18 protein-coding genes and 1 pseudogene are annotated in these 22,775 nt (G+C 69.1%); 8 read left to right on the top strand and 11 right to left on the bottom strand.

What is annotated here, in order from left to right:
- Positions 1–268: 268 nt before the first annotated feature.
- Complete coding sequence (locus AB0N06_RS30750; RefSeq protein WP_366137971.1) at positions 269–799, bottom strand: hypothetical protein; 531 nt, start codon at positions 797–799, stop codon at positions 269–271.
- A 459-nt stretch (positions 800–1,258) separates the two neighbouring features.
- Positions 1,259–2,172 (bottom strand): annotated as a pseudogene (locus tag AB0N06_RS30755) (IS982 family transposase).
- 70 nt (positions 2,173–2,242) lie between these two features.
- Between AB0N06_RS30755 and AB0N06_RS30760 the strand changes: the two are divergent.
- A complete protein-coding gene (locus tag AB0N06_RS30760) occupies positions 2,243–2,632 on the top strand; it encodes a hypothetical protein (protein WP_366137972.1) in 390 nt (129 codons plus the stop codon).
- 354 nt (positions 2,633–2,986) lie between these two features.
- Here AB0N06_RS30760 and AB0N06_RS30765 read toward each other — a convergent pair whose 3' ends face one another.
- From AB0N06_RS30765 to AB0N06_RS30775, 3 genes are all read right to left on the bottom strand, one after another.
- Positions 2,987–4,033: a nuclear transport factor 2 family protein gene (locus AB0N06_RS30765; RefSeq protein WP_366137973.1), complete on the bottom strand. Its 1,047-nt coding sequence runs from the start codon at positions 4,031–4,033 to the stop codon at positions 2,987–2,989.
- Positions 4,034–4,602: 569 nt separating this feature from the next.
- Complete coding sequence (locus AB0N06_RS30770) at positions 4,603–5,541, bottom strand: sigma-70 family RNA polymerase sigma factor (protein WP_366137974.1); 939 nt, start codon at positions 5,539–5,541, stop codon at positions 4,603–4,605.
- A gap of 211 nt (positions 5,542–5,752) precedes the next feature.
- Positions 5,753–6,469, bottom strand: a complete 717-nt coding sequence (locus tag AB0N06_RS30775; RefSeq protein WP_366137976.1) for an alpha/beta hydrolase — start codon at positions 6,467–6,469, stop codon at positions 5,753–5,755.
- Positions 6,470–7,189: 720 nt separating this feature from the next.
- On the opposite strand from AB0N06_RS30775, the gene AB0N06_RS30780 reads away from it, so the two are divergent.
- Positions 7,190–9,007, top strand: coding sequence for a multicopper oxidase (locus tag AB0N06_RS30780; RefSeq protein WP_366137977.1), 1,818 nt, complete (start codon positions 7,190–7,192; stop codon positions 9,005–9,007).
- 226 nt (positions 9,008–9,233) lie between these two features.
- On the opposite strand, the gene AB0N06_RS30785 is transcribed toward AB0N06_RS30780, so the two are convergent.
- The 4 genes from AB0N06_RS30785 to ppk2 all read right to left on the bottom strand — a co-directional run bounded on the left by AB0N06_RS30785 (position 9,234) and on the right by ppk2 (position 11,979).
- Positions 9,234–9,515 (bottom strand): dsRBD fold-containing protein, encoded by a 282-nt coding sequence (locus AB0N06_RS30785; protein ID WP_366137978.1) that lies wholly within the window; start codon positions 9,513–9,515, stop codon positions 9,234–9,236.
- Between the two features lie 70 nt (positions 9,516–9,585).
- On the bottom strand, positions 9,586–10,587 hold the full coding sequence (locus AB0N06_RS30790; protein WP_366137979.1) for a nitroreductase: 1,002 nt from the start codon (positions 10,585–10,587) through the stop codon (positions 9,586–9,588).
- A 188-nt stretch (positions 10,588–10,775) separates the two neighbouring features.
- Complete coding sequence (locus AB0N06_RS30795; protein WP_366137981.1) at positions 10,776–10,949, bottom strand: hypothetical protein; 174 nt, start codon at positions 10,947–10,949, stop codon at positions 10,776–10,778.
- A 208-nt stretch (positions 10,950–11,157) separates the two neighbouring features.
- A complete protein-coding gene (gene ppk2, locus AB0N06_RS30800) occupies positions 11,158–11,979 on the bottom strand; it encodes a polyphosphate kinase 2 (protein WP_366137982.1) in 822 nt (273 codons plus the stop codon).
- Between the two features lie 306 nt (positions 11,980–12,285).
- Between ppk2 and AB0N06_RS30805 the strand changes: the two genes are divergently transcribed.
- The 5 genes from AB0N06_RS30805 (at position 12,286) to AB0N06_RS30825 (ending at position 18,881) form a co-directional block, all read left to right on the top strand.
- On the top strand, positions 12,286–13,161 hold the full coding sequence (locus AB0N06_RS30805; protein ID WP_366137983.1) for a universal stress protein: 876 nt from the start codon (positions 12,286–12,288) through the stop codon (positions 13,159–13,161).
- A 258-nt stretch (positions 13,162–13,419) separates the two neighbouring features.
- Positions 13,420–13,692, top strand: a complete 273-nt coding sequence (locus AB0N06_RS30810; protein ID WP_366137984.1) for an SHOCT domain-containing protein — start codon at positions 13,420–13,422, stop codon at positions 13,690–13,692.
- Between the two features lie 380 nt (positions 13,693–14,072).
- Entirely contained in the window at positions 14,073–14,960 is an 888-nt protein-coding gene (locus AB0N06_RS30815; RefSeq protein ID WP_366137985.1) for an oxygenase MpaB family protein, read from the top strand.
- Positions 14,961–14,987: 27 nt separating this feature from the next.
- Positions 14,988–17,276 carry a serine/threonine-protein kinase gene (locus AB0N06_RS30820; protein WP_366137986.1) on the top strand — a complete coding sequence of 763 codons (2,289 nt, stop codon included), beginning with the start codon at positions 14,988–14,990 and terminating at the stop codon, positions 17,274–17,276.
- A 60-nt stretch (positions 17,277–17,336) separates the two neighbouring features.
- Positions 17,337–18,881 carry an NAD(P)/FAD-dependent oxidoreductase gene (locus AB0N06_RS30825; RefSeq protein ID WP_366137987.1) on the top strand — a complete coding sequence of 515 codons (1,545 nt, stop codon included), beginning with the start codon at positions 17,337–17,339 and terminating at the stop codon, positions 18,879–18,881.
- Positions 18,882–18,986: 105 nt separating this feature from the next.
- Here AB0N06_RS30825 and AB0N06_RS30830 read toward each other — a convergent pair whose 3' ends face one another.
- The gene (locus tag AB0N06_RS30830; RefSeq protein ID WP_366137988.1) at positions 18,987–19,520 is read right to left on the bottom strand and encodes a hypothetical protein; all 534 of its coding nucleotides are present in this window, start codon (positions 19,518–19,520) and stop codon (positions 18,987–18,989) included.
- Between the two features lie 426 nt (positions 19,521–19,946).
- Between AB0N06_RS30830 and AB0N06_RS30835 the strand changes: the two genes are divergently transcribed.
- Positions 19,947–20,582, top strand: coding sequence for a LysE family transporter (locus AB0N06_RS30835; protein WP_366137989.1), 636 nt, complete (start codon positions 19,947–19,949; stop codon positions 20,580–20,582).
- Between the two features lie 61 nt (positions 20,583–20,643).
- Here the strand turns inward: AB0N06_RS30835 and AB0N06_RS30840 are convergent, their stop codons facing one another.
- Positions 20,644–22,503 (bottom strand): serine hydrolase, encoded by a 1,860-nt coding sequence (locus tag AB0N06_RS30840; protein WP_366137990.1) that lies wholly within the window; start codon positions 22,501–22,503, stop codon positions 20,644–20,646.
- Between the last annotated feature and the right edge of the window lie 272 nt (positions 22,504–22,775).

A 22,775-nucleotide genomic window follows, 5' to 3' on the forward strand; every position in this document is an offset into this window, starting at 1 on the left:
ACGTAGGCAACGCCCTGCTCGAAGGCAGCCAACGAACAGAAGAGCGGCGAACCGAACACCCCGCCCCCTGACCGCCACAGGTTTTATCTCAAGCTGAGTTGATTAAGTTCGGGGGTACCTAGCCAGTGCCGCATCAGACGTCACGGTCCAGCACTCGAACTGCACCGCCAGGCTCGTGGCTCCTCGCGGCACCGTTAACAAGGAATTAGGTTGAGCGCGTGCCTCCCGGCAACGGGAGTGCCTCAGCCTGGCCGAGGGCGCCGTGGCATTACATGTTCTGGCAGGCCCTGGCCTTGAACTCCGCTATGGAGACGGTGATCGCGGACTCGTCGCCGTTGTCTGAGACGTTGTCGTAGCGGACCCTTCCGGGGGTGAGCCGGTCCCGGTCGGACAGGGTGAAGGAGACGCTGCTCGATGACCACGAGTTGTCCTTGGTCCAGCCGTAGAACACGTAGGTGGTCCTGGCGGTGAGCTGAGCGAGAGATCTGGTCGCGGCCCAGCCAGCAGCAGGGGAATCGAGGGGCCAGGTGGCGAGACCGGGTGTGAGAGGACGGTCGGCGGTCCATGAACCGACCGTCACCGTCTTGTCAGCGTCGGCGCTGTCCACGTAGAGGGTCGCGCCATCGATCTGATGTCCGCAGACCATCATGACACCGAGCAGATGGCCGTCGCCGGTCACGGAGATACCGGCAACGGCATCGACGGGGACCGTGCATCCCGAGGTCGCGGCCAAGGCCACGCCGACCACGACGGCACCGACGAAGCGCCGGAACACCGGCCGCGAAGTGATCGACCACATGATTAGCCCCCTGCCCGGCGCGCTTAGGCCCCTGCCCCCGGATGGCAGGGGGCGAGCGGCGAGAGATCGGCCACCGTTGAGCATCGGTGTGTGAAGACAGAAGATCAGGCGGCGGCCGCAGGCCACAGCATAGATCCCGCCCACTGGAACGCTTTCAGAACGAGGTCCTTGTTCTGTGCGGGTGTAGACATGGGGGTCTCCTTGAGGCGCTTGATGTGTCCTGCGGGAACCACCTCTAGCTGATCCAGGTGGCTGTACATGGGGTTTCACGACGTGACCGGACGGGTGATTGCGGGCTCTTCGCGGTGAGTTCGAGGAGGTCGTCGACGTGGTGCCACTGGGTGTGTGTCGAGATCTTCGCGGCGATTGAGCTCGCGGGGGCAAGTCGCACTGGCCGGTGGCCATGGGGAACCAGGGGATGAGGCCCACGTTGTCTTCTAGATGATCTATTCCAAGGGGTCAGTGATCGTAGGCGATCAGTGAGCGTAGGACGGTTTGTCCGGTGGCGTCGTTGTGCCAGATCGCGGCGGTCAGCGCGAGGATGCGTTGCATGACGCGGGCTATGACACCTCCGGGTGTGCGCCCTCGGTGCCGTTCGAGGTCAAGCTGTCCCTTGAAGGTCTCGTTGATCGATTCGATGACCTGTCGCAGCGGCTTGAACAGGGCTGCGCCAGGCCGTTCCCGTTCACCTTTACGGGCAGGCCGCAGCAACTGGACTCCATGCTCGGACAGTTCGCGTTCGAAACCACGGCCGAAGTAGTTCTTGTCGCCGATGAGAGTCTGTCGGGGGCGCTCTCGCAGAAGCTCGCATTCGGCTGCCAGGAGGTCAAGGAGGGTCTCGCGTTCGTCGGCCTTGGCCCCGGTCAGGGCGAAGGCGATGGGCAGGCCCTGAAGGGTGCAGACCAGGTGCAGGCGCAGGCCCCAGAAGAAGCGGCTGTGGCTGGCGCAGTAGCCGTATTCGGCCCAACCTGCCAGGTCGGAGCGTTTGACGGTCTCGCGGGAGCGGCCGCATTCCACCGGGGTGGAGTCCACGACCCATACGTCGTCGCTCCACACCGAGGTGGTGGTGGCCAGGATCCGGTTGACGCTTCGCATCAGACCGGCGGCCTTGCGCAGCCGCTTGTTGTACCGGGCTGCTGGGGCAGGTAGGGGAAGAGGTGGCGCAGGTGGGCACGGGCATGGCGGAGCCATTTGGCCTCGGAGGTGTAGCCGAGTATGGCCTGCATCGTGGCGAGGGCGACCAGTTCGGCATCGCTCAGGCGGGGCGTAATGCCGACCGGCGGGCGCCACGGCGCCAGGTCGGGATGCTCCTTCAGCATGTCGTCGGTCGTCGCATAGAGTGCTGTCGCGAGGGTGTCCACGTCGTTCGTCACAAAACGATCTTGGACACCCTCGTTCTCGTCTCCGCAGGCACCCCTTGGACCACACCACCAGGAGGAACCAGTGTCATACCCGCAACTGCTCACCCCCGAGGAGAAGCTCGCCGACGCGAAGAAGCTGTTGAGCCTCCCGCGTATCGTCGTGATCTGCGGCTCCACCCGCTTCATGACCGAGATGAACGAGGCCGATCTGCGGGAGACCAAAGCCGGAAAGATTGTCGTCAAACCGGGCTGTGACATGAAGTCGCCGCACGGACTTTGGTCCGATCCTGTCGAGGCCGAGGCGCTGAAGGTTCAACTCGACGATCTGCACCGGGCGAAGATCCGGCTCGCTGATGAGGTGCTCGTAGTCGGCGACCACATCGGAGACAGCACCCGAGCCGAAATCGCCTACGCCCGGTCGCTGGGCAAGCCCGTGCGGTTCACGCACCCCGAAGTCGACCCTGACGCCTGACCGCCCGCTGCCACCTCGACAACCAGGGCCGGCAGCCCGCCGCCTGACCGTCTCGCGATGGCTTCGGCCGCCGCCCACCCCACACCCTCCGCAGGCATCCCTTGGAATTGATCATCTAGCGGGTCCGGCTGAGGAAGCACCAGCCCGGGGCGGGCTAACTGGGCACGTGGCGGGTGAGGCGGTGCTGGGCGGGGAGCGCGAGGGAGGCCGCGAGGATGACGGCGATGCCGTAACCGAGGACGGTGTGCAGGAGTCCGATGGGGGCGATCAGGATGCCGGCAATGATCGCCGATACGCCGAAGATCGGGGGGCGGCAGGCAACCGGTGGGTCTGAGCGCGGGCCGCCCGACGCGCTCAGCTGAAGAACAGGTCGTCCACGACGTGGACCCAGCCGCCGTCCGGCTGGCGTCGAAGAATCTCCGTGGTGGTGGAGATCACCGGCTCCGGTCCGATCCTGGTGAGGGTGGCGTTGTTCGACACCAGAGCGATGTCGTCCACCTGGCGGATGTCGCGGAGTTCGAGCTTGAGACGGGCACCGCTGTCGATCAACTGCTGCAGGGCCTCGCGAATGGCGTCCGTGCCCACCACATCGGTTCCGGGGGTGGGAACGAGGTGAGCGTTCGGCTCGTAGAGCGAAACCAGGCCCTCGATGTCACCGGCCTCCAGGTACTCCATGAAGAGGGTCCCCACCTGCTGAGGTGTCTCCGCACGGCGCCGGGCGGCGGCACCGAGAGGCTTGTCGCCCCAGCCGGCCGCGGCGAGCAGGTCATACCAGCCCCGATGCGCGCCGTAGGGCAGATGGTGGCGCAGCAGTTGGCCCGGGAAGGTCGTCGGGGTCGCCTTGTGGGGCTTGGCCTTGGCCTGGGTGACGATGGCGTCGCTGAGTGCGTAGGCCAGGTCCAGACGCGGGAGCAGGGTGTGCACATCGTCGGCGAGACCGGCCGGAAGGCTCTCACGTCGGACTCCGAGGATGTCGGTGCCGATGCCTGCCTGGGCCAGCGCCACCTCCGTGCCTTTCCTCGCGGCGATGCCGTCCGAGGTGTGCAGGGCGATGGCATCCCAGGCGATGGCGATACGCCGTTTCTCGACACCGCGTTCGCGGAGGAATGCGGCGGCGGTGTCGGCGCCGTCGACTTCGAAACGCTGGTCGCCGTTGCCCTCCTCGCTCAGTCCGATGTCGTGCAGGACGCAGCTGACGAACAGCAGCTCGTCGTCGTAGTCAGCCCCGGCGCGCAGGCCCCGGCCCTGGGCATGGGCGCGGGCGAAGACGTAGCTGCGAACGCTGTGATGGAGAACGAAGACGGGCGTGGCCCGTGCCACGTAGGCGTATGCCTCCCGGGTGAGGCTCGTGTCGGGGAGATCGAGCTGCTCGAAGACGGACAGGTGTGCGTCAGTGGTCACGATGTGTCCCTTTCGTCGGATGCCCCGGCCCGGGGGCAGATCGGTGCGGTGGTGAGGACGGTGCGCTCACGCATGCCGGGTATGGGAGGAGTGCAGCTGCACGGTACGTGGAGCGGGTCTTCAGGGAAGTCGCGCCGAACATCGGCAGTCCACTCAGCGCCTGCCCTACTCGGATGCTGTGCACTGCGTCCCGGGGCCACCGCGATGTTCCGGGGGCCGTCACGCCGGCAGCGGGCCGCGGCCGGCGTGACGGGGCTTGGGCTTCGCCTGTGACGGCGCCGGATTACACCGTGCGGGTCCGGGCGGCTTCCTGGGCCTGCTTGATGAGTTCTTCGGTCGCCGGGGGGCAGACGTTCCGGCAGTTGCCGTGCTCGGCACCGATGATCGTCGGGCTTGCGTGCGGCCGGCGTCTGGGCCACCATGCCGCCCATGGTGTGCCCGACGAGCACATAGCGGGAGGAGCCGAGCGCAATCCCTACGGACAGTCACCCCGACGACCGGGAGGCCGGAGCACCTGAAGCTGTGCCCGCCGCCGGTATCACCCCCTGGCGGGTAGAGACGAGGAGTGCTCACCCCTCCGGCCGGGGGAAGACCACCCGGAGCCGCTGCACCCGTCCGTCCTCGCGGAACATGAGCCACGCGAGCGTCGACGGGCAGGGGTCGACCTTGTCCGCCGGATTGGTGACGTCCATCTCCCATATGGCGATGTCGCTGCTGGCCACTACATGCCGGAGGTGCTGTCGCACCCCCGCGTCCAGGATGCGGCGCAGGGCCGGCGTGGGATGGATTCGCTCGCCAGGCTGGCTGAGGATGCCGACCAGTTCGGTCTCCTTCGGCCACAGCTCGGCGATCTCCCGGGGCAGGGGGCCGCGTTCGGACGCCTCCAGGGTCGCGACGGCCTCGCGCCTGCTCTCCTCAGTGACGGCGGAGGCGTCGTCGTACGCCTGCTCGGCGGTTGCCCTCAGCGCGCGAGCCATGGTCGCCCTGCCCTGGCTCAGCCGGCTGCGAACCGTGCCCACGGGCACCTCGCACACTTCGGCGATCTCCTGGTAGGTGGTGATGTCGCTGAAGTGTCGCAGCATCACCACCAGTCGCAGGTGCTGCGGCAGTTCCTCCACCGCGGCCCAGATCCAGTCGCGCAATGCGTGCTGCTCGACGATCTGTTCCGGATGCGATGATCCGTGGTCGCGGAGCTGGAGGTGGCCGAGGCCGTCCAGTCCGGGCATCTCGCGCACGGAGCGCAGGCGCATGCGGGCGGCGTTGCGTACGACCGCGCGCAGCCATGCCCCGACGGCCGAAGGATCCCGCACGTCGCCGATGCGGCGCAGAGCGGTCAATGCGGCATCCTGCACCGCGTCGTCCGCGTCCGGGCCTTGGCCGAGAAGGCTCAACGCAACCGCGTGCATGGGCGCTTGATGGCGGGCCAGCAGCAGACCGAGGGCGCCGGTTTCGCCGGCCTGGGCTCGGCGAGTGAGTTCCGCGTCGGTGAGGGGCTGATAGGGAACCATGTCTGACCGCCTCCGAGGCAGATTCCGGCGACGCGGAAAAGGTAGTGATCCGGTGCGCATCGGTCCAGGGCCGTTTCCGGCCGCAGTGCGGATCGGCGGAATACCTTCTCGCGGATCGCGTGAGCGTCGGCCGCGTGATCCGCGAGAAGGCGAGGCGGATCCGGTGGCCCGGAAGCGGGTGCGCACCGGATTGCGGAGTCTCGGCTGCTGCTCAGGCGGTGGCTTCCGAGGCGTCGGTGCCGGAAGCGGCCTTCGTGACGATCGCGGCGACCTCGGCGGGCTTGGACACATAGACGGCGTGGCTGCCGCCCGTCTCGTGTACGGTCGCACCGGCCCGCTCGGCCATGGCGCGCTGGGCCGGCGGTGGAATCATGCGGTCGTCGGTGGCGACCAGGTAGTGACTCGGCTTGCCCCGCCAGGCGGGATGCTCGACCGCGCCGCCCAGGGCATCCAGCCCCCAGGGGACCTGTGAGTCAGCCAGGAACTGGGCCTCGCCGGCCGGCAGGTCCCCGGCGAAGGATTCGGCGAACTTTTCCCGGTCGAGGAAGAGGTACCCGTCGACGGGCGGCAGGATCGGCGGGACGGGCGCACCGGGCGGCGGGTCCGCGATCAGGGTGTTCACGGACTCGTCCTTGTCGGGCGCGAACGCCGCGATGTACACGAGTGCAGTGACGTTCTCGTGGTTGCCTGCTTCCGAGATCACCGCGCCGCCGTAGGAGTGTCCGACCAGCACGGTCGGGCCGTCCTGAGCGTCGAGGACGAGTTTGGTCGCGGCGACGTCACCGGCGAGGGAAAGGGTGGGGTTCTGCACGATGCTTACGCGGTAGCCGTCCGCGCGGAGCAGATCGTAGACCCCCTTCCAGCCGGATCCGTCGACGAATCCGCCGTGGACCAGGACGATGTTCCGTGCAAGTGGTGCGGTGCTCAAGGTCAGCTCCTCGGAGTGTCTTTCAGTGACGGAGACGGGACGACTGCCGAGCGGAAGGGCGGCAATCCGCAGCCGCTCGGTGACCCGACGCCGACAAGATGCGAGGCAGGCAACGAAGTTCGCTCCATGTGATGTGACGCTCGTCACAAGTGGACCTCGTCGACGGCAGCTCTCGGCTCGACCGCGTACGGCTCTCCTGCGACAAGACGGCAAGCTCGCTGCGACGGCCGCCTGCCTCGCCGTACCCTGCTCGCGATACCCGTCCGAACAGCCGACCCGGCAGCCCGAGCAGACCACCGACGCGGCGCCCGCCGCACACCACTGACCGCATCAGGTACCGCCTGCATCGGGGCCGACCACATCAGGAAGTGACACTGTATGTCGCCGCATGCCCAGCACGTCCCGATCCGCCGGCGGTGACTTGGCTGCCGCCAGCGGTGGTCGAGAGATTCCTCGTCCGGAGTAATCCCGCAACGCACTGATCTACCGTCTACGGCAACCTGATGATGCCCGGTACTTGTTGGCGGTCTGGCCGCCGAGCAGAGCTGGAGCAGACAGCAGGGCCGGGGTCAGCCCGGCGAGCGCTGGAGGACACGGGTGGTCACGAGACGGCGTGTAGTGCAGGCAGCGGCCGGCGGATTGCTCGCGCTCCTTCCGGCCGGTTACGGGGCTCCGCGGTTCTGGGCGCCGGCCGGTGGGGGCCTTCTGGATCCGGGAAAGGTGGACAAGTACGTCACGCCGCTCGTCGTCCCGCCCGTCATGCCGCAGGCCGGGGGCGGCATCGCTGATGGCATCGACCACTACGTGATCGGCGTGCGACAGTTCCAGCAACAGGTGCTGCCCTCCGGCCTGCCGGCGACGACCGTGTGGGGGTACGGCTCAACTCTGCATCCGCGCAGCTTCCACTACCCCGCGTTCACCGTCGAGGCTCGCTTCGGAACGCCGGTGCGGGCGAGGTGGAAAAACCAACTGCGGGATCGCCAAGGCCGTTACCTGCCGCACCTGCTGCCGGTCGACCCCACCCTGCACTGGGCGAACCCTCCGGGCGGAGCGTCGGCCCGGGACTCACGTCCCGGATTCCGCTCGACCCCCGGACCGTACACGGGCCCGGTGCCGATCGTGACGCACCTGCATGGCGGGCGGAACTCGGAGGAGAGCGATGGCTACACCGAAGCCTGGTATCTTCCCGACGCGCTTGACATTCCCGCGGGATACGCTGAAGGCGGCTCGTTCTACGAGAAGTTCAAGGAAAAATTCGAAGACGGGTTCGACGACACCTGGGGCCGGGGGGACGCCGTATTCCAGTACGCCAATGCGGAGAGAGCCTCGACCATCTGGTTCCACGATCATGCACTGGGTGTCACGCGGCTGAATGTCTACGCCGGACTGGCGGGGTTCTACCTTCTGCGAGGCGGATCTGCGGACCTTCCCGGTGGAGTGTTGCCCGGTCCCGCACCCCGGCCCGGTGATCCGCCCGGCCGGAAGTATTACGAGATCCCTCTCGCCATCCAGGACCGCTCGTTCCACGTCGACGGCAGCCTGTTCTACCCGCCCGGACGCGCTGCCTTCGACGGATTCAAGGGCCCCTACATCCCGGGCAGCGACATCCCTCCGATCTGGAACCCCGAGTTCTTCGGCAACACCATGGTGACCAACGGGAGAACCTGGCCGGCCCTTCACGTCGAACCGCGCCGCTACCGGTTCCGGCTTCTCAACGGATGCAACTCGCGGTACCTGATCCTGAAGATCGTCACCCGCCCACTCGCCCACAGGCCCGCGGCCCCCGCCCTCCCCTTCTGGCAGATCGGCAGCGAGGGGGGTTTCCTCTCCGCGCCGGTACGACGAGACCAGGTACTCATCGCTCCCGCCGAGCGCGCCGACGTGATCGTCGACTTCGCGTCATTCCCGGTCGGGACCGAGTTGTATCTCATCAACGAGGGCCCCGACAAAGCATTCCAGGGCGGGAAGGCGGGTACGGACTTCTCCCCGGCGGACCCGGCCACCACCGGGCAGGTCATGAAATTCACGGTCGGAGCACTCACCACACCGGACACGACCGTCCCACCCGCCCAGCTGTCGCTGCCGTCGTTCGAGCCGTTGGGGAAGGCGAGCCGCATCCGACGGCTTTCCCTCAGTGAGCAGAACTCCACGTCACGCCCGCACGTCGGACCCCGACAACTGCTGCTCGGCACCCTGGACCGAAACGGAGCCGCTGTGCCGATGCGGTGGGACGACCCGGTCACGGAGAATCCGGCCCTGGGTGCGACCGAGATCTGGGAGATTCACAATCTCACGAAGGATGCACACCCGATCCATATCCACGAGGTCCAGTTCCAGGTCCTTGACCGGCAACAGGCCGGCCGTGCCGCCCGGCCCGCCGAGCCGTGGGAGAGGGGGTTCAAGGACACAGCAGTCGCTTACCCGGGTGCTGTGACGAGGCTGAAGGCGACATTCGACCGGGCGGGCCGGTATGTCTGGCACTGTCACATGCTCGAACACGAAGACAACGAAATGATGCGTCCCTACACCGTCGGATGAAGGTGGAACCTTTACCGTCAGGCAGAACGAGTCACCGGTGTTCGGGTCCTTCCTTCGGGAACGCTTGGAAGACGCTGATTCCACCGATGCGGAGCCGACCGCCCTGCGCGTACGGGCGATGCGCGATCACGCCCCGTGCATCTCATGCTCGGCCCATTTCTTCGGCCTCACCGTCGAGCGAGCCCGAACCGGCTGCTGACGCCCTCGCTGAGGACTCGGACACCTGTCACTCGGGGGCGGCGCGGTCGCTCGGCGCGGCGTCCCTGCTTCCGGCGCGGAGCAGCTGATTGCCGAGGTCGATGAGCGCCCGGCCGGCAGCGTACTCGTCGCCGATCTCGGGGACGGGTGCGTCGTGAGGGTTGCGCTGGGCGGAGGTGCGGCTCTGAAGGGTGCCGTCACCGGTGTCGAGGACGGCATGAACCTTGGTGAGGTCACCTTCCTCGAAGAGGTCCAGGCGCACGCTCCACTGCTTGGTGCGTGGCTTGTCGGTGCTGGTGTGCTGGGTCATGGCCAGGTACTTCCTTCCGCTGAGTACTCCAGGCTGGCTGGGAGGCGATTCATCGGGAACGCGGTCCTTCCTACGGTTCGATCGTCAGTACCTGTTCGAGGGGGCGACGTGGCGTACGCGGTCCTGTGGGCCCGTATCCCAGGCGGACGATCATCTGGGCGTGTCCCGTGCCGAAGACGGGGTCGCGCAGGATCCATCGCAGGTCCGGCCATTCGAGGGGCTGCGTCGCGAAGGAGGTGGACACCGCGTGGAGTGTGGCGGTGAGCAGGACGCGTTCCAGGGCCTGACCGGCGCGAAGCCAGTCTTCGGGACGGTCGCCCGGAGTGCTCAGAAGAGCGAGTTGGGGCCGGTTCTCGAACAGGACGCGGGCCCGGCTCGCGAAGACGGCGGTGCCCGCGAAATCGCGCACGGTCGCCCGTTCGGAGGCGTCGCGGGGGCCGAAGGCGTAGTCCGGGATTCCGTCGACGGGCGCCTCGGTGTTCGTGTCCCGGGTCCAGCGCCGTTGCTCGGCTTCGCGTGCCGGGTCTCTGCGGTCGTATCCCTCGGCGTCCCGGATCAGTTCGAGCACGGTCTCCAGATGTATCGGGGTCAGGAACGCGAAGTCCGCGCCCTCGGCGCGGGCCGCGTCGGCGAAGCGCCCGCGGATGTCCTCGGGGATCGTCTGTTCGTCGAACGGGTAGCGGCTGGTGTGCCGTTCCCGTATCGCGGGCTGGAGAGCGGCGAGGGCTTCGTGCTCGGGCTTCCGTGGGGCGTCGGGGTGACGGTCGAGCCGGACGTGGGCCAGTACGGTCGGGGCCGAGGGGACGGGCAGCAGTGCGGTGACCGCCTCCAGGCCGCGGTGAGCAGCGGAAACCCGCAGATTCAGCAGGGCCGCGCCGCAGCCCACGTGCAGTGCTCGGGTGTCGGGGTCGGCCTCCGGCATCGCGCGGCCGAGGTCCGCCAAGAGGGTGAGGGTCCGGCTGCCGCGCCCGTAGCGGAACTGCCAGGGCTGGGCGTTGTGCATGGACGGGGCAGCGGCGGCATCGGCGACGAGGCCGTTCAGCGTCGTGTCGTCGAGCGCTTCGGTGGGCATCGCGGGTCTCCCGGGGAGGCGGGAATGGCTGCTGTCTTCAGCATGGAGCGGACCGTTGCCCGGTACGTATGGGCCGTTCGTCCCTGGACCGGGCCGGATGGGCTCCTCGGCAGGGGTAGTCCCTTCCCGGACCAGGGCGTGTTTCGCGGCGTCGCGGACACGACCGGTGAGCGTGGCCATGCGCCAGGTTACGTGAGGGCGCCGCGTCGGCACTCGGCCTCGGTCGCCCTTCGGGGCAGGCGTTTGCCGTCAGCATCGTCGGAACTGCCGCTGAGCGCGCCCACCGCCGTCATCCGGACGTCGACGTCAAGGCCGAGGCGCTGCCCGGGGACGCGGTGACCGCCCTCCTGCACGAGGGACACAACGCCGACGGTCCGGCTGCACCGGGCGGCGATCGAGGGAACGGCCAAAAAACACTGATCCGGCGCTCGGCCGCCGCGGATCTGATCATCGTCGCCGCAGTCACCTCGGCACTCGCCTCGGCCGGGTCGCTCGTACCCTGCTTCACCGGTCTGACTGTCCAGTGGCTGTCATACCTCTGGCGACTTGACCGTACGAGACGTGCCCGCCTCATTCGCACAGTTCTGACGCATGGTCGGGGACGTACGTCTGAAGGTCCCTCGGCGGACGTTGGTAGCCCGTGGCCGGCGGGCGTCGTGGCAGTTCGATCGCCGGCCAGGTGACCTCTTCGTACGGCACGGTCGACAGCAGATGGGCGATCATGTTCAGTCGTGCCCGGCGCTTGTTGTCGCTCTCGACCACGTACCAGGGAGCTTCCGAGATGTCCGTATGGATGAACATCTCGTCCTTCGCCCGCGAATAGGCTTCCCAGTGGCTGATCGATTCCAGGTCCAGCGGCGAGAGCTTCCACCGACGGGCGGGATCTTCCAGCCGACGCCGGAATCGCTGCTCCTGCACCGCGTCACTCACCGAGAACCAGTACTTGCGCAACAGGATTCCGTCCTCGACCAGCATCCGCTCGAAGATCGGGCACTGGCGAAGGAACCGCTGGTGTTCCTCCATGGTGCAAAAACCCATGACGCGTTCGACGCCCGCGCGGTTGTACCAGCTTCGGTCGAGCAGGACCACTTCCCCTGCGGCTGGAAGATGCTCGACGTAGCGCTGGAAATACCACTGGCTGCGCTCGCGCTCAGTGGGCTGCGGCAGCGCGACGATGCGTGCCACCCGGGGATTGAGGAGCTCGGTGACGCGCTTGATCGTGCTGCCCTTGCCCGCCGCATCACGCCCCTCGAACACCACGACGAGCCGTGCGCCTTCGGCCCGAACCCATTCCTGGAGCTTGACGAGCTCGGTCTGGAGCCGGTACAGCTCGCGCTCGTACATCGGTCGTGGCAACTTTCCGGGCCCGCCCGAGTCTTTTTCGTCCGACATGGGATGACGTTACGGAGGAGACCGTGGTCGAAGTCAAGTGTCAGGGCCGTTCACTGCCTGGGGCGTGAGGTACTGATACGCGGGTCCCACGGCCCTCGCCCCGCCGGGTTCCGCATGCGCCACCGGAGGATCTGGGGTACTTATCGTCAAGGGAAACCGTGCCCGGGGCGTCTGCGTAGGTGCTCAGCCCGTCGATCCCCTGCCGTCGTACTCCATGCCCTGGACCGGGGCACAGGGGTCACAGCAGTGCGGAAGAGCGGCTCCCACACCCTCGTTCCGGCTTCTTACGAGACGGAGGCAGTCGTCATGGAGCCATGCGTCACCGTTGGCCTCGACGGGTCACCCGAGAGCCTGGCCGCTGCTCGTTGGGCCGCCGACGAAGCCGAGCGGCGCAAGCTCACGCTGCGCCTGCTGCACGCGTGGCCTCTGCTGGTGCCGGAACCGACCCGCATTCCCGCCGAGATGGATCAGAATTACTGGGCGAGGCGGATCGTGCGCAACACGCGGACGGAGCTCCAGGCACACCACCCGGGCCTCCCCGTCGTCGGCAGCCTGGTCGCCGACGATGCCGAGCACGCGCTTCTGCGAGCGGCATCGGAGTCCGAGATGATCGTGCTCGGTTCGCGGGGGCTGACGCCCGTCGAGAGTTATTTCCTCGGCGACATCAGCATGCCCGTCGTGGCACACGCCGAGCGGCCGGTGGTCCTCGTGAGAGCCGGTACGGGCGAGGACGGCCCACGGACCACTCGAACTGGGACAGGCGGCGTGGTGGTGGCGCTCAAACTGCACGGGCCCTGCGACGACCTGCTCCAATTCGCTTTCGAGACCGCTGCTGCGCGAGGCGTGCCTCTTCGGGTTGCCCACGGCCGGAGCCTGCCGGTGGACGCATACGTGCCCTGGGGCGTGGACCATGACGTGGCGGAAGGAATCGTTCAGGACGCAAACAAGCTCCTCAGCCAGGCCCTCCACCCCTGGCGTGACAGGTTCCCGCAGGTGGACGTCACCGACAGCACGGCACTTGTGAGCCCCGCCAAGGCTGTTGTACGGGCCGCCGAGGGTGCCGATCTGCTGGTCGTCGGCCGACGCCGGCACCGCCGACCCCTGGCACCACACCTCGGCCCCGTGGCGCAGGCCGCCGTTCATCACGCGCGCTGTCCGGTCGCCGTCGTCCCCCACGACTGACGCGAGGAACCACGCAGGCCGACGCGTTGACACATCGGGCCGGCCACGTGTGGGAGACGTCGATGTATCGCTCTCTCCCACGTGCCGATGCACGTGAGGCCACACCTTGATCGCCCTGTCGTCAGCGACCGCCCCCGTGCAGATCGGTACGGGCCGTTCAGCCCCCCGGCAGGGCCCGTATTTCCTCTCCTCAACGGCGCCGCGCCGCGCCACCCTTGAACTGTCGGCGGTCGGTCCGACCGAAAGAAGGCGATCGGCATGATGTGGTACGACGGCCGCTGGGGCTGGGGTGGATGGCTCTTCATGGCCGTGATCATGGTTGTCTTCTGGTCGCTGCTGATCGTCGGGGTCGTCGCCCTCATCCACTACCTCACCCGCACCCGCCGCAGCGACCAGCCCGGTCCGCGCCCCGGTGAGGCAGCATGGGGAAGTCGACAAGCCGAAGACCTGCTCGCAGAACGGTTCGCCCGCGGGGAAATCGACGAGGACGAGTACAAACGCCGCCTCACGGTGCTGCGTGAACAGCGGTGAACAGCGCCGCCGCACGGGTGCCACGGGCAGCACCGGACTGAGGGCCGCGGTGGAGGCCAGCGGCAGGCGGGCGACGGCGTAGCCCCGGATCACGGCGCCGAGAGCGGACGGCAGAAGGCCGAGGAAGGCGGCGGAGAGCAGGGCGTCGGCGGGTGCGTGGGCGGTCGCTCGAATGGTCGTGGGCAGCAGCGGAAGGGCGAAGACGGTGCCGGTGACCATGGCGTAGGTGGCGACTCCGTCGAAAAGAGCGTCGGCGTCGGGGCAGCGCCGGGGTGTGACCGAGCCGGAGCGGGGCCTGGAGCGTCAGCCCGGTCACAGCGCATCCTGTGGGTGCATACGCCATACCTGCGTACGCGGCCGAGCGGGAGGTACGAGCAGTCATGGTGGAAGCCGACCCGGGGCTTTTCGGTCCTGAATCCGTCACCTGGCAGTTGCACGGCGACCCGATGATGTGGATCGCCGGGGTGCGTGCCCTCTACCTCCAGGCGCTGCACCCGCGCGCCGTCCGCGGCGTCATGCAGAACTCCGATTTCCGCAAGGACGCCTGGGGGCGGCTGATGCGCACCGCCGGCTTCGTCGGCACCCTCACCTACGGCACCACCGAAGCCGCCGAGAAGGCGGGCGCCCGCGTCCGGCGGATCCACCGGCTGCTCAAGGCCACCGACCCGGCGACCGGCGAGACGTACGGCGTCGACGAACCAGAGCTGCTGCTCTGGGTGCACTGCGCCGAGGTCGACTCCTACCTCCAGGTGCAGCTGCGCTCCGGCCAGAGGATCAGCGCCGCCCAGGCCGACCGTTACATCGACGAACACCGAACCAGCGCCCGCCTGGTGGGCCTCGATCCCGACGGCGTACCCGCGACCACCGACCAGCTCGCCGCCTACTTCGACCGGGTGCGCCCCGAGCTCGCCGCAGGAGCCGAGGCGTTCGATGTCGACTCCTTCCTCCGCCGCCCACCCGTCCCCGCGCTGTTGGTACCGGCGCGCGAACTCCTCTGGCGGCGTGTCGCAGCACTCGCCTACCAGTCACTGCCCTCTTACGCCCATGAGCTCTACGGCAGGGCCGCGCCGCCCCCGCACACCGTCGACCGGCGGCTGCGCGCCACCGGCACGGCCCTGCGCTGCATCCCCTCACGGCTGCGCTGGCAACTCCCGCCCCGCCACATTGTGAAGGCGATGGAACGACTCGGTCCCGGCAGCCGCCCCACCCCCTCCAAACTCCGTAGCCGGACAGCCATACTGGACGGGCCGGGGAGGGCGCAGCAGTAGGCGAGGCGACGGGGGCGACAGCACGCGATGGCGGACACCAGGCTGATCCAGAGCCGGTACCGGCTGCTCGATCTGATCGGGCGCGGAGGCATGGGCGAGGTGTGGCGCGCCCGCGACGAGTCGCTGGGCCGCCACGTGGCCGTCAAATGCCTCAAACCTGTGGGGCCCCAGCACGACCAGTCGTTCACCCGGATCCTGCGCGAACGGTTCCGCCGAGAGGCACGGGTGGCCGCCGCCCTCCAGCACCGCGGTGTCACCGTCGTCCATGACTTCGGCGAGTACGAAGGCGTCCTCTACCTGGTGATGGAGCTCCTCGACGGCCGCAACCTCAGCCAGATCCTGGAGGACAACAAGCAGCATCCGCTGCCGGTCCCGGACATCGTCGACATCGCCGAGCAGGTCGCCGACGCCCTCGGCTACACCCACCAGCAGGGCATCGTCCACCGCGACCTCAAGCCCGCCAACATCATGCGGCTGGCCGACGGCACGGTGAAGATCTGCGACTTCGGCATCGCCCGGCTCGGCCACGACATCGGCTTCACCTCCCGCCTGACCGGTACGGGCATCGCCATGGGCACCCCGCACTACATGTCGCCCGAGCAGATCAGCGGCGGCCAGGTCGACCACCGCAGCGACCTCTACTCGCTGGGCTGCGTCCTCTACGAGATCGCCACAGGGGTTCCACCGTTCGACCTCGACGACGCCTGGGCCGTCCTCGTCGGACACCGCGACACCCAGCCGGAACCCCTCCGTAGCCACCGTGCCGAACTCCCCGGCTTCTTCGACCGCGTCGTCCTGGAGCTGCTGGCGAAGACCCCGGAGGAGCGGCCCGCCGACGCGGGCGACCTGCGGCAGCGGATCGCCGTCGGACGCACCGGTGAACAGCAGCATCTTCCGTCGTCCGGACTCCCACGGCCGACGGGGCGCGTCCGGCTCGCCCCGCCGGTCCCCGTCGTACGTCCGGGACAGCAGCCGCCCGACGGCGAACCCCGGCTGCCGTCCTGGACCCGGGGCATGACCATCGGACACAAGGCGTCCGGCGCCATGCAGCTCGGTCTCGCCCCGCCCGACCACTCCGCGGGCCTGACCGGCGAGTGGACCACCGGCACCGACCTGAGGGCCCTGACCGGCGGGCTGCTGCCCGCCCGGCCCGAGCGGCCCACCCCCTCCCCGGAGCTGCTCTCCACCCTCGCCAACCGGCACAGCGCGGGCCTCAACCTGGGACGGCTCGGTCACTGGGAGGAGGCCGGTGAGGTGCACCGCGCGGTCGCCGCCGAACGCGAGCACGCCCTCGGCCCCGAGCACCCCGACACCCTCTCCAGCCGGTACGAGGTGGGGTTCACCCTCAGCCGCACGGGGCGCGCCGCCGACGCGCTGCGCGAATTCGGGCGGGTCGCCGAGGGCCGCGAACGCGTTCTCGGCCCCGACCACCCGGAGACCCTCGCCGCCCGGCAGGAAATGGCATACGTCCTCGGCCGGCTCGGCCGCCACTTCGAGGCCCACCAGGTGTACGCCGCGGTGCTCGTCTCCCGGGAACGGACGATGGGCCCCGACCATCCCGATACCCTCCGCTGCCGCCACAACCTCGCGTTCAACCTCAGCAGGCTCGGGCGCCTGGAGGACTCGTACCGGATAACCCGCGACGTGGCGCACGCCCGTGCCCGGTTGCTCGGCGCGAGCCACCCCGACACCCTGGTCACCCTCTATGAAGTCGCATACACCCTGGGCCGACTGGGGCGCTGGACGGACGCCCTGCAGACCTATCGGGAAGTCACTGAGGGCCGCGCGCGAACCCTTGGCGCCGACCACCCCGACACGCTTTCGGCCCGCTACGAGGTCGGCATCAGTCTCGGCAGACTCGGCCGCAGCGCGGAGGCCCTGGAGCTCTACCGTGCGCTCGTCGCCGACCGGACCCGGGTGAACGGCCCCGCCGACCCCGAGACGCTCCGGGCCCGCCACGGCCTCGGCGTCAACCTGGGGCGGCTGGCCCGCTGGGAGGAAGCCCTCACCGAAGCACGCGACGTGTGCGCGATCCGGGAACGGGTCCTGGGCCCCGACCATCCCGACACCCTCATCAGCCGCCGCGAGGTCGCCGTCGGCCTCGGCTGGCTGGGCCGCTGGGCCGAAGCCCTCACCGTCTACCGGACGGTTGCGGAGGCTCGCGAACGCGTCCTCGGAGCCGACCACCCCGACGCGCTCGCCAGCCGCAACGACCAGGCGCACTGCCTCGAACAGCTCGGCCGGGGCGCCGAGGCGGTCGAGCTGTACCGCAGGGTCGCGGCGCTGCGTCAGCAGCGGGGCATGCCCCCGCACTGACCGGGGAAACCTGGGCCACCGCCTCTGGTCGACGGCGATCATCCTGTGTTACCAAGGGCCATGCCCGCACCTGACACCTATGACGCAGTGATCGTGGGCGGCGGCCACAACGGTCTGGTCGCCGCCGCCTACCTCGCCCGCGCCGGACAGTCCGTCCTGGTCCTCGAACGCCTGGGCGCCACCGGGGGAGCGGCCGTCTCGACCCGTCCCTTCGACGGGCTCGATGCACGGCTGTCGCGCTACTCCTATCTCGTGTCCCTGCTGCCACAGAAGATCGTCCGCGATCTCGGGCTGGACTTCGCCGTACGGAAGCGGACCGTTTCCTCGTACACCCCGACCGTCCGTGGCGGGCGAGCCACCGGACTGCTCGTCGGCGGCGACCGCACCCGGGAGTCCTTCGCCGCCCTCACCGGTGGGGAGCGTGAGTACGAGGCCTGGCAGCGCTTCTACGGCATGACACAGCGGGTCGCCGAGAGGGTCTTCCCGACCCTCACCGAACCGCTGCCCACCCGGGACGCGCTCCGCGACCGGATCGGGGACGCGGACGCCTGGCGCATGCTCTTCGAGGAGCCGATCGGCGCGGCCGTCGAGGAGAACTTCACCGACGATCTCGTGCGCGGCGTCGTGCTCACCGACGCGCTGATCGGTACCTTCGCCGACGCGCACGACCCGTCGCTGCTCCAGAACCGCTGCTTCCTCTACCACGTGATCGGCGGCGGAACGGGCGACTGGGACGTCCCCGTCGGCGGCATGGGCGCGCTCACCGACGCCCTCGCGCAGGCTGCCCGGACGGCGGGGGCCGAGATCCGGGTCCACCACCAGGCGACCCGGATCGAGACCGACGGGACACGGGCCGAAGTCACTGTCCGCTCACCCGAGGGCGAGCGGACGGTCGCCGCCCGCCGGGTCCTCGTGAACGCCTCGCCGCAGGCCCTGGCCGCACTTCTCGGCGACGAACCGCCGGCTCCTGCCGAGGGCGCCCAGCTGAAGGTGAACATGCTGCTGCGTCGGCTGCCCCGGCTGCGCGACCGCTCCGTCGACCCTCGCCAGGCGTTCGCCGGAACGTTCCACATCGCGGAGGGGTACGGCCAGTTGGCCGACGCCTACCGGGACGCGGCTGCGGGCCGCTTGCCCACGGCCCCGCCGTCGGAGATCTACTGCCACTCGCTGACCGACCCGTCGATCCTCGGCCCCGACCTCGCCGCCCGCGGCTACCAGACCCTCACCCTCTTCGGTCTGCACACGCCCGCCCGGCTCTTCGCCGCGGACAACGAGGCGACGCGCGCCGCCCTCCTCGAGGCCACAATCGCCGAACTCGACGCGCATCTCGACGAGCCGATCGCCGACTGTCTGGCCGTCGACGGGAACGGCGCACCGTGCATCGAGGCGAAGACCCCGCTCGACCTCGAACGGGATCTGCGGCTGCCCGGCGGCCATATCTTCCACCGGGACCTCGCCTTCCCGTACGCCACGGAGTCCACCGGCCGGTGGGGCGTCGAGACGGCGCACGCCAACGTCCTGCTGTGCGGGGCGGGCGCGGTGCGCGGCGGCGGGGTCAGCGGGGTCCCCGGCCACAACGCCGCGATGGCGGCGCTGGGCCGGTGACCGAGTGCGCTCCAGGTCGGCCAGGAGTACGGGATGCCCAGGCCGCCGTGGTCGCCGATGTACTGCACCACGGCGCGGTCGAGATCCAGCAACTGAAGGCCCGGATCAGGGCCGGTCGGCGGCGTGCTCCTTCAGAAAGGCGCCTGCGTGTGCGGCGGCCTCTGCCTTCGTGGCGTAGTAAGAGGCGCTGTCGGCTTCAGCGAGTGTTCCGTCTGCGCCCTGCCCAGTAAAGCGCCAGCGCCCCGATGACGGGTGCTGCGTCAATTCAGCAGTGCCACCGCACAGTTCGATGATGCTCTCCTCCGCTTCCGCAGCCGCCGACCTGTTGATGGCGTCGGGCCACTTCTTGCGGGCACCCTGCCGGGTGATGCCCCAAGCGGCGCCCATCTGCTCGTAGCTCGCTCCGTAGGCGCCGGCGGTCTTTGCCGCGACTGCCGTCAACCGCTTGACCTCCGCGTCCACCACCTTCCAGGTGGTGAGGATCGACAGGGTCACCTCGATGGGGTCCGCATTCCACATGCGGTCCTCGGACAGTCCCGTCGCTCGGGCGCGCATGGCTGAGGCGAGAGGGTTGAGGGCCTCGAGGAGGGCCTTGTCGAGGGCTGCCACTTCTGCGGAGGTGATCTCAGGCGACATCATGTGGACAACCTTAGTTACCGAATGGGATCGCGGCAACTAAAGTTGTCAATCATTCAAGCCGTCGCCACAGCCGTGTGCTGCCGAGGTCCTCTTCGACGGCCCCGAGGGGCGGGCCCTCCCTCCGGTGCCGGTTGGAAATGCGGACGGACCGGGCACCGCCTACGGATGCGCCGGTCTGTGGGCCATGACGAACGCCTGGGGGCCTGCGTCGTTCCAGCCCGCCTCGCGCACGAGCCTGGCGTCCACGGGATCGCAGCCCGGAGACGGCCGCACGCCCGAAAGAAAATGTGTTGCTCCTCCTCCCGCACGGCCCCACCATCTGCTCATGAACTCGATCACCGCCGCCCTGCCGACGACCCCTGCCACTCGACCGGTGCGGGTCCAGCAGCAGTCCGGCCGACCACGGAGGCCGATTCTCCTTCCCGCGTGAGCGCCGCCCTGGTCGCGGGACTGCTGGCCGGCTTCGGCATTGCCATGCCGGTCGGAGCGGTCGCGACCTATCTGGTGGCTCTCACCGCCCGGACCTCCCTCGGAACCGGCGTCGCCGCCGCGCTCGGAGTCGCGACGGCCGACGGCCTCTACGCGCTGATCGCGGTCGTCGGAGGCTCCTCACTCACCCGTGTCATCGAGCCGGTCGCCCTGCCGTTGCGCTGGGCCTCGGCCCTGGTGCTCGTCGTCCTGGCGCTACGGAGCGCCACTACGGCGATCGGGCAGTACCGCAAGCGGCATTCGGTGTCCGGGTCCGACCGGCCCCCGCTCAGCCCCGCGCGCGCCTATCTGGGACTGACGGGGATGACCCTGCTGAACCCCACCACCGTCGTCTACTTCACGGCGTTGGTGCTGGGCAGCCGGGCGACCGCCGCCGCCCCGGACCGACTGGAACAGTCCGTGTTCGTCCTCGCGGCGTTCGCCGCGTCAGCCGGCTGGCAGTTGCTGCTGGCCGGCGGGGGAGCGCTGCTCGGTCGCTTACTGACCGGCGGCCGGGGGCGGCTCGTCACCGCCCTGGCATCCTCCGTGCTGATCACAGCGCTCGCCGTCCATCTGCTCGTACCGGCGTCCTGACGCGCGACCAACCCGTCGAACCAGCGGCGGCCGGCCGGTCCGAACCGGCCGGCCGCCGCTCTCAGTCCGCGGACATCGTCCACCCGTTCGCCTCGATGCGCCCGGCGTCGCCCGACCTGCCGTCGTCGAAGACGGTCCGGCCGTCGTCCTCGACCCGGATGCCGTCCACGTACGCCCCGCGCCCGACGTACAGCCGATCGGTGGTGTACCGCCACCGCAGCCGCACCTCCTTGCCCTGCCAGGCGGCCAGGTCCGCGTCGAGACTGTGCCAGACCCGGCCCGACCAGCCGGAGACGGAACCTCCCGGATGCGGTTCCGGCTCCGCCCGGTGGGATTCGGACGCCGTCGGTACGGTGGTGAAGGGCACCGGCTGCCAGGTCGTCCCGGCGTCCGACGAGGCCTCCAGGAAGAGGAAGTCGGAGCCCGGCTCGGTGTCCCACCACACCGCGCAGCTCAGCGCGGCACGCGAGGACGCCGGACGCAGAGTGGGCAGCGCGAGCGTGGCGGAGGCGGCACTCGCCATGCCCGAGAACCAGGCGGTACGGCCCCGGGCGGGGCGCACCGCCACCGCCCGCGCCATCTGGTTCGCGGTGGCGACCCGAGGTGCGCTTCCGGAGCGCCATGTGCGCACCGGATGAACGGAGTTGCCGAGCACGATCAGGAACGAGTCGGTCGTCGGGTCGAGGACCAGGCTCGTCCCGGTGAAGCCGGTATGGCCCGCTGTGCTCGGGGTGGCCATCGCCCCCACGTACCAGTGCTGGTAGAGCTCGAAGCCGAGCCCGTGGGAATCTCCGGGGAACGCGGTGTTGAAGTCGGTGAACAGGAGATCCACCGACTCCTCGGAGAGGATCCTCGCGCCTCCGTAGACGCCGCCGTTGAGCAGCGTACGGGCGAGGACCGCGAGGTCCCAGGCGCAGGAGAACACTCCGGCGTGGCCCGCCACCCCGTCCAGGCTGTACGCGTTCTCGTCGTGCACCTCGCCCCAGACCAGCCCGCGGTCCAGGCCGGACCAGGGCAGCCGGGCGTCCTCGGTGGCCGCGATCTTCGGCTTCCAGGCGGCGGGCGGGTTGTAACGAGTGCGGTGCATTCCGAGCGGCGCGGTGATCTCCTCGCGGAGCAGCACATCCTGGGTGCGTCCGGTGATCTTCTCCAGGACCAGCTGCAGCGAGATGAGATTGAGGTCGGAGTAGAGATACGCCGTACCAGGCGGGTTGGCCGGTACCTCGTTCCACAGCAGCCGGAGCTTCCCCTCCCGGGTCGGCTCCTTGTAGAGCGGGATCCAGGCACGGAATCCCGAGGTGTGCGTGAGCAGCTGACGGATCGTTACGTCCTGCTTGCCGCCTCCCGCGAAGTCGGGCAGATACGAGGCGACCTTCGCCTCCAGTTCCAGTGCCCCGCGCTCGATCTGCTGCACGGCCAGGATCGAAGTGAACAGCTTCGACACCGACGCCAGGTCGAAGACGGTGCCCTCGGCCATCGCGATCTGCTGGTCCGCCGGGAACTCCACCCCGGTGTCGGTCTTTTCGTCGTAGGCCGCGTATCGCACCGCCTTGCCGATCGGCCGGTGCAGCGCCACCGTGCCACCGCGCCCGGCGAGCAGCACCGCGCCCGCGTACCACGGGTGTTTGGGGGATGCGGAGAGGAACCGTTCCGCCTCTGCGACCAGTTGGTCCAGCGGTCCCTGCAACAGTCCGGCGCGGGCGGCGGAACCGCGCCGCAGTGTCGGCCGCTCGTCGCCGGCCGCATCCCAGGCGTCCACGGCGCTTGCTCCCGACGTCCCCGACGTTCCCGCCCCCGATTCCATGGCCGATGCCGTCTCCGCGAAGGGAATCGGTGCCAGGGCGAGTGCTCCGCCCAGTGCGAGCATCCCACCGCTCAGCCTGCGTCGGCTGATCCCTCTGCCGGTTGCGTCCTCGGTCATCCGGAACCCCTTCCTACCGGTTGAAAGTTAGAGGGCGCGCGGATAGGTGGGGCGGCGTCGCGTGCCGATGGGCGGCGCCTGGCGGCGTTGTCGTCGGTCGACGACGCTCCGCGTCGCCTCCCTCCTCCGCCTTGCCAGGCTTGCCCCTCGCCCCGCTCCTTCCTCCACCCCACCTATGCGCGCGACCTCTAACTTTCGTCATCCAGCCCTACGATGAAACTTCCCGCCGCCGCAGAGATTACTGTCACCCCTGCCGTCCCGGAGGCCCTCCG

This window comes from Streptomyces sp. NPDC051020 (genome assembly GCF_040683105.1).
Taxonomy (GTDB): Bacteria; Actinomycetota; Actinomycetes; order Streptomycetales; family Streptomycetaceae; genus Streptomyces.

What these genes read in the sequence shown, in the direction of transcription:
- AB0N06_RS30830 (WP_366137988.1), bottom strand. Translation starts at nt 19,520, where the DNA reads ATGATGTCGCCTGAGATCACCTCCGCAGAAGTGGCAGCCCTCGACAAG.
- AB0N06_RS30750 (WP_366137971.1), bottom strand. Translation starts at nt 799, where the DNA reads ATGTGGTCGATCACTTCGCGGCCGGTGTTCCGGCGCTTCGTCGGTGCC.
- AB0N06_RS30840 (WP_366137990.1), bottom strand. Translation starts at nt 22,503, where the DNA reads ATGACCGAGGACGCAACCGGCAGAGGGATCAGCCGACGCAGGCTGAGC.
- AB0N06_RS30815 (WP_366137985.1), top strand. Translation starts at nt 14,073, where the DNA reads ATGGTGGAAGCCGACCCGGGGCTTTTCGGTCCTGAATCCGTCACCTGG.
- AB0N06_RS30785 (WP_366137978.1), bottom strand. Translation starts at nt 9,515, where the DNA reads ATGACCCAGCACACCAGCACCGACAAGCCACGCACCAAGCAGTGGAGC.
- AB0N06_RS30825 (WP_366137987.1), top strand. Translation starts at nt 17,337, where the DNA reads ATGCCCGCACCTGACACCTATGACGCAGTGATCGTGGGCGGCGGCCAC.
- AB0N06_RS30790 (WP_366137979.1), bottom strand. Translation starts at nt 10,587, where the DNA reads ATGCCCACCGAAGCGCTCGACGACACGACGCTGAACGGCCTCGTCGCC.
- AB0N06_RS30805 (WP_366137983.1), top strand. Translation starts at nt 12,286, where the DNA reads ATGGAGCCATGCGTCACCGTTGGCCTCGACGGGTCACCCGAGAGCCTG.
- AB0N06_RS30770 (WP_366137974.1), bottom strand. Translation starts at nt 5,541, where the DNA reads ATGGTTCCCTATCAGCCCCTCACCGACGCGGAACTCACTCGCCGAGCC.
- ppk2 (WP_366137982.1), bottom strand. Translation starts at nt 11,979, where the DNA reads ATGTCGGACGAAAAAGACTCGGGCGGGCCCGGAAAGTTGCCACGACCG.
- AB0N06_RS30820 (WP_366137986.1), top strand. Translation starts at nt 14,988, where the DNA reads ATGGCGGACACCAGGCTGATCCAGAGCCGGTACCGGCTGCTCGATCTG.
- AB0N06_RS30810 (WP_366137984.1), top strand. Translation starts at nt 13,420, where the DNA reads ATGATGTGGTACGACGGCCGCTGGGGCTGGGGTGGATGGCTCTTCATG.